This is a genomic window from Inquilinus sp. (assembly GCF_057815775.1).
Genome location: NZ_JBYRFX010001014.1, coordinates 1 through 6,279, shown reverse-complemented (window position 1 = coordinate 6,279; position 6,279 = coordinate 1). Strand labels below are relative to the sequence as shown.

Here is a 6,279-nt window from a genome sequence, read left to right as displayed (position 1 = left end):
CCGCCAGCGTGTCGACCAGCTGTTCCGGCGTGATCTCACCCAGGAACATCTTGTTGTGCTCCGGCGTCAGCACCGTGGCGTTGAAATCGGGATAGGCGACCTGCAACCCGCCGCCATAGAGGCTGAGCCCGCTGGCATTGGCGGCGGACTCATAGGCGCTCTGCAACACCGCCGGCCAGGCCACCCCGGCGCGGGTGACGCCGACGCCGCCGGTCTCGACCAGCGTCTTCTGGCCCTTCTCCGACATCGCGAATTTCAGGAAATCGACCGCCTCGTCGGCATGCTTGCTGTCCTTCAGCACCATGAAGGCCAGTAGCGCCACCTCCAGGTCGGTCGCCTTGCCGGCGCCGCCAGCGACGGCCGGGAAGTTGAAGCTGCCCCAGGGGAAATCGGCCCCGGCGCTGTCGGTCAGCTCGGTCGGCAGCCAGGAGCCGACGAGTTCACCGGCGCTGTCGCCCAGCGCGATGGTCTGCTGTCCGGCCGGGTACTGGAAGCCGCGCGCATCCTGGCTGATGCAGCCGCGATCCCACAGCTGCCGCTCCGCCTTCGCCGCCGCCAGCACGGCCGGGTCGCGCCAGCCCTCGCCGGTCTTGTCCTGGAACAGCTTGAGGACGGCGCCGGCGCCCTTCTGCCGTTCGATCAGATGGCTGAAATACAGCAGGTTGTAGCCGCCGACATTGCTCTCGATCACCAGGGCCTCATGCCCCTGCCCGGCCACGGCGGAGCACATCGCCAGCAGATCGTCCCAGGTCGCCGGCGGCGCCGCCACTCCGGCGTCTTTGAGCATGTCCTTGTTGTACCAGAAATTGACGGTGTTATAGACGTAGGGCACGAGGTAATGGGTCTGGCCGTCGGCCAGCAGATCCAGCGTGCCGGGCAGGAAGACGTCGCGGAACGGCTTGCTCTCGCCCGCGATCGGCGTGCCCAGCGCGGCATCGATCGGGTGGCCCAGCCCTTCCTTCATCAGCCCGCCGGCGATCTGGTCGGCATCCTGGTCGACGAAGTCGATGGCGGTGCCGGCGGCCAGCGCGCTGCGGATCTTGGTCTGGTTCTGACGGCCGTTCCAAACCGCCTGGAAGGTCACGTCGGGATGCGCCTGGCTGTAATCGGCCATCAGCGCCTGCAGCGCCTTGGCCTGCGGCTCGGTCTCGTTCCACATCGACCAGAAGACGAGCTTGACCGGATCGGCCGCCACGGCCGGTGATGTAGCGATGGCCCCGAGCAAAATGGCGGCGAGCGCGCCGAGATTCTTTTTCATCCCCACCCCCTGGCTGTGCGGCAACGCCCTGTCACTAGCGGGCAATGTTGAAAATTATTTTCTGTGTGCGATCATTCCCATCCCGCGCCGGCCTGTCAACCGCCCTTGTATGTCCGACGTTTTATGGATTGACTGCGGCATTGCCCGGCGGCCAAGACACCGCGCCCGACGACGTCATAGTTTGAAACTAATTTTCAGGAGAGATCGAGAATGGCGAAGCGACCCGGCGCCCAGACTGGCAGCACGGCCCCGGGTGCGGTGCTGGATGTCATCGGCCAGCTGCGCGCCATGATCGACGGCACCAGCCCGGTCGACCGTGCCGTGGCCGAGACCATCCTGAAGGCGCCGGAGCGCGCGGCCAGTGCGGCGATCGGCGACCTGGCGCGCGAGGCCGGGGTCAGCCCGGCCTCGGTCACCCGCCTCGCCCGCCGCATCGGCTTCGACAGCTTCCAGGCCTTCAAGCTGCGGCTGGCCCAGGCCCAGGCGCTCGGCGCGCCCTACCTCGCCCGCACCGACCGGCGGCAGGAGACCACGCCGGCGCATATGGCCGAGCTGGTCGAGCACGTCTTCGACATCGGCCGGGAAACGATCGAACAGGCCCGCGCGGCACTTGACCCGACCGCGCTGGCCGCGGCGGTCGACACCCTGGCCCAGGCCGGGCGGATCGAGATCTTCGCGGTCGGCGGCGGCAGCGGCAGCGTTGGCTTCGATGCCGACCTGCGCTTCTTCCGCCTCGGCATACCCGCCGCGTCGCGCTCCGACGGCCACATCATGCGCATGGCCGCCTGCGCCCTGCGCCCCGGCGATGTCGTGCTGGCGATCTCGCAATCCGGCGAGACCGAGGATGTGATCGCCGCCGCCACCATCGCCCGGGAATACGGCGCCCAGGTGATCGCCCTGGCGCCGGGGGCGTCGCGCCTGTCCGCCCTGGCCGATATCCGGATCAGGCTGACCCTGCCCGAGCACCCGGACATCCTGAAGCCGACGGCGGTGCGGCTGGCCTATATGATGGCGGTCGACGTGCTGGCCACCGGCTTGGCCCGCCGGCTCGGCGACCGCAGCCTGGAGCGGCTGCGCCGGATCAAATACCACCTCAAGGTGATGGACCACGGCGAGGAAAAGACCTGAGCCGACGGCCGTATCATTGACGCCGGCGCCAGCGGATCGTTAATAGACCGGATAGTCGATGAATATGGTCCGGCCCGCCATCAGCGGTCGGCAGGATGGATGCCGATGCGCAAGCTCGACCCCGAGAAGCACGAGGCCAAACGGCAGCAGATCCTGCGCGCCGCCACCGCCTGCTTCGCCCGGCGCGGCTTCCACCAGACCCGCACGGCCGAGATCTGCGCCGAGGCGGGCATGAGCCCCGGCAACCTGTTCCACTATTTCGACAGCAAGGACGCGATCATCGCGGCGCTGGTCGAGGAGGAGCGGCGCGAGGCCGCCACCATCTTCGAACAGCTGCGCCAGGCCGACGACGTGCTGGCGGCGCTGCTCGACCTCGTCGATGTCGCCATCGCGGCGCTGGCCGACCGGGCCGAGGCCCGGCTGGCCGTGGAGATCAGCGCCGAGGCGATGCGCAATCCCCGGATCGCCGCGATGTTCGAACGGTCCGACGCCGAGACCAAGGCGGCGCTGATCGACATCCTGGCCCGCGGCGTGGAGCGCGACCAGATCGATGCCGCACTGGACCTGCCCAGCACCGCCGGCTGGCTGATCGCCCTGTTCGACGGCATGATCAGCCGCGCCGCGATCGACCAGACCTTCGAGGCCGCGGCCCAGGCGCCGATGCTGCGCCTGCTGATCGCCCGCTTCCTGAGCCCGCAGCCTGTCGCCTAGCGGATCCAGTCGATGAACGGCGTGTCGGGGTCGCTGACATAGAAGGTGACGACCCGCATCGGTTCGGTGCCGCTGCGATTGAACCCGATCATCTTCACATCGGGCGGCTCGACCATCGCCTCGCCCGCCTTGACCGTGACCGGCGCCCGCCCCTCCAGCTCGAGGGTGAAGGCGCCCTCCAGGATGTACAGCGTCACCGGGAAGCGATGGGTGTGCAGGCCGATCTTTTCGCCGGGCTCGAGGGTCGCGGTCAGCACCCGGATCTGCTGTTCGTCGCCCTTGGGCATGCCGGCGGCCAGCTGGCTCAGCGCCACCACCTCCTGCGCCGAGGCCGCGGCCGACCCCAGCAACAAAGCGGCAAGAGTACAGCCGAATTTCAGCGATCGATTCATAATGAAGCCCCGATATCTGCCAGACCAAGGCCTCTATCGTGCGGCAACCCCCATGCTTTGGAAGGTCCATGAACCGGCCCGATATCTAGGCCATGATGAGGTCAGGCCAGCGTGAAGTAGATTTCGACTTCAATCACCCAATCCGCGCCGGTTCTGCGCCATTTGGCGGTGTAGCTGCCGGAGGCGAGCGCCAGGCCGGTGGTGGTGACGCCCTGCCAGTGCCCATGTTCGAGCGCGATCGGCTCGACCGGCGAGATCACGATGCTGTCGGGCGTGCGGGTGTAGATCGTCCGCAGCGGCGCCGCGAATTCACGTTCCCAGGCCGCGAGCTGGGCCTTGCGGCCGGAGATCACCGCACTGTCCGTGCCGGTGACGAGGATGGCGGTCGGTGCCAGGACAGGGCCGATGGCGGCAAGATCCGCTTTGGCCAGGGCGCGGTTGAAGGCATCGCGACGCTGGCGGATGGCGTGGTCGGGGGCAGCGTTCATCTCGGGGGCTTCCGGCGGAGGATTCGATGGCGGCGAGTGTGCCCGCCGCGGCAGCGATGGTCGACCGCCGACCTTCGCTGCCAGGGCGAACGCCCTATTCGTGCGCGCCGGGCGTGCCGCGTACCCAATAGCCCGAGGACCGGATCCACGCGGCCGGATGGCCCCGCGTTTCAGTGATGTAGGTGCGGACGGCGCGGGCGGCCAGCGCCTCGGCCGCGATCCAGACATAGCCGTCGCCTGGCGGCAGCTCGAGATCCGCCAGCGCGGCAATGAACAGCGCGCCATCATCCGCAGCGTCGGGGCCGCGCTCGATCCAGACCGGTGTCCAGTTCGACCGCGCTTCGAACATCTGGCGCTCCACCTCGTCGTCGATCACGACCACGGTGGTGACGGGCACACCCGGTCGCAGCTCCTCGACCCGCCGCCCGATGGCCGGCAGCGCCGTCTCGTCGCCGATCAGCAGGTACCAGTCGAAATCGTCATCGACGACGACGGATCCGCGGGGGCCGCCGATCTCCATCGTGTCGCCCACGCCGGCGGTCATCGCCCAGGCCGTGGCCGGCCCCGCCTCGTGCAGGGCGAAGTCGATGACCAGCGTGCCGGCCGCCGTGTCGAAGCTGCGCGGGGTGTAGTCGCGCATGCAGGTCTCGCCGCTCGCATCCGGCAGGAACAGCTTGATGTGGTCGTCGGGCCCGTCGCTGGTGAAATCCGCCAGCTCCGGCGATGCGAAATGGATGCGCTGCATCCGGGGCGTCAGCCGTTCGACCGCGGTGACGGTCAGCAGGCGGCGGCGCGTGTCCCGGCGCACCCGGTTGATCTGGTGGCGGGACGTGATGATGTCGTCAGTCATGGCATGTCCTTGTCGACCAAAGATGCAAGGCGTGGGGGCTGGCGGGGCCGCGGACGGGAGGGGTCACGAGGCCGGCTCGCAAAACGGCAGAAGAAGAGCCCGATGGCGGGCGCCCTTGGCGTTCCCGGGATCGGGGGCCGTGATTTCTGTTGGACGCTTGAGAGCCATACATCGAACCCGCGCGACGAGGCCGCCTGTGCGCCGGGCACCGGCAGTCCAGATTGCGCGTTGGTTGACGTAAACGCTTACGGCCGCCCTCAGATCAGCGACGACAGCGTGCTAGCACGGCGCCGGATCCGGCTCACGCTGCAAACCCGGCGCTGTCAGCGGATGGTGATGCTGGTTCCGAGGATCAGGCGACCTGCCCGGTGATCCGCTTGTGGGCATCGGTGAGATGCAGCCCGTGCGCCTCGATATCGTCGAGGCATTCGTCGACATCGACGCCGGGCAAGGGCTCGCCCCGCACCATGGTGAGCGTCTTGAAAGGGGTCCAGGGACCGAATCCCGACGGCAGGTTCTCTCCGGTTTCGCTCGCCGTGAACCCGAAGACCCGGCCATCGGCCTTGAAAGCGTGAATGCGCATGAGTGATCTCCCGAAGGGTCGCCCCTCCTCCCATAAACCAGGCCGGTGCGGTCTTGGAAGGGTCTCTGCGTCCCCAGTCCGGGTCAGTTGATCGGGGCGACCACGGTGCCGCCCGCATCGGCGCAGGCTTGCGCCGGCTTCGCCAAGCGTCAGCGTTCCGATACGGCAGATCACGCCACTCCGGGCCGCGGATCTGGCTGCGGTTGCGGCCGGTCGGCCCTCGGCGGGTGCCGAGACCAGGGCCGGGCTCAGCGGCTCCAGCGTCATGGTCAGGGTCGGCGGGTATTTGTTCAGGGCGCCGGTCGAATAGTCGATCAGGCCGAAATCCAGGGTCAGCGCGCCGGCGACGCCCCAGCCGCTGGCCTCGGACACCAGCGACACGGTCTTGTCGCGATAGCCCGGGGATTTGCAGGTGAAGATGATGTCATTCCGGCTCTTGTCGACATGATAGATGTGCGACACCGGGTCGTAGGTGCCGGTCGGCGCGCCCTTGCGCAAACCGCTGCAGCTGGCGGCGACCGGCGTGACGTCGACCCGGATTTCCTGGCTCGTGCCTTCGGTGATCGAGGCGCAGCCGGCCAGGCTGCAGGCCGCCAGGGCAACCAGACCAATCTGCTTCATGAAATGACATTCCTAAAATGCGAGACAATGCCGGTCAGAAGATCAGCGCCGCTTCGCTTCGTCAAAGTCTATTTCGATGCCGGTCTGACCACGGCGCTGCCGCCGCCGGCGCGGGCGAGCAGCGCCGCCTCCTGCGCAACCGCCTCCACCGCCGAGGGGGCGGTGGGTGTTTGAGGCGTGGGCGCTGAATGGGTCACTCCCCAATCAGAAAAAGGGAACAAATAGTCGAGCTAATACCGCTCTTTTGA

General features: G+C 67.9%; 7 protein-coding genes. 2 read left to right on the top strand and 5 right to left on the bottom strand.

What is annotated here, in order from left to right:
• On the bottom strand, positions 1–1,258 hold a 1,258-nt coding region (locus tag AC3XYG_RS36175), incomplete at its 3' end, for an ABC transporter substrate-binding protein (RefSeq protein WP_489144741.1).
• Between the two features lie 210 nt (positions 1,259–1,468).
• Here AC3XYG_RS36175 and AC3XYG_RS36170 point away from each other — a divergent pair.
• Positions 1,469–2,386, top strand: a complete 918-nt coding sequence (locus AC3XYG_RS36170) for a MurR/RpiR family transcriptional regulator (protein WP_489144740.1) — start codon at positions 1,469–1,471, stop codon at positions 2,384–2,386.
• A 105-nt stretch (positions 2,387–2,491) separates the two neighbouring features.
• Entirely contained in the window at positions 2,492–3,097 is a 606-nt protein-coding gene (locus tag AC3XYG_RS36165; protein WP_489144739.1) for a TetR/AcrR family transcriptional regulator, read from the top strand.
• On the opposite strand, the gene AC3XYG_RS36160 is transcribed toward AC3XYG_RS36165, so the two are convergent.
• From AC3XYG_RS36160 to AC3XYG_RS36145, 4 genes are all read right to left on the bottom strand, one after another.
• On the bottom strand, positions 3,094–3,489 hold the full coding sequence (locus tag AC3XYG_RS36160; protein ID WP_489144738.1) for a cupin domain-containing protein: 396 nt from the start codon (positions 3,487–3,489) through the stop codon (positions 3,094–3,096). The genes AC3XYG_RS36165 and AC3XYG_RS36160 overlap by 4 nt on opposite strands.
• Before the next feature lie 101 nt (positions 3,490–3,590).
• Positions 3,591–3,977, bottom strand: a complete 387-nt coding sequence (locus tag AC3XYG_RS36155) for a nuclear transport factor 2 family protein (RefSeq protein WP_489144737.1) — start codon at positions 3,975–3,977, stop codon at positions 3,591–3,593.
• 94 nt (positions 3,978–4,071) lie between these two features.
• Positions 4,072–4,827, bottom strand: coding sequence for a siderophore-interacting protein (locus tag AC3XYG_RS36150; RefSeq protein WP_489144736.1), 756 nt, complete (start codon positions 4,825–4,827; stop codon positions 4,072–4,074).
• A gap of 352 nt (positions 4,828–5,179) precedes the next feature.
• On the bottom strand, positions 5,180–6,031 hold the full coding sequence (locus AC3XYG_RS36145; protein ID WP_489144735.1) for a hypothetical protein: 852 nt from the start codon (positions 6,029–6,031) through the stop codon (positions 5,180–5,182).
• Positions 6,032–6,279: the final 248 nt, after the last annotated feature.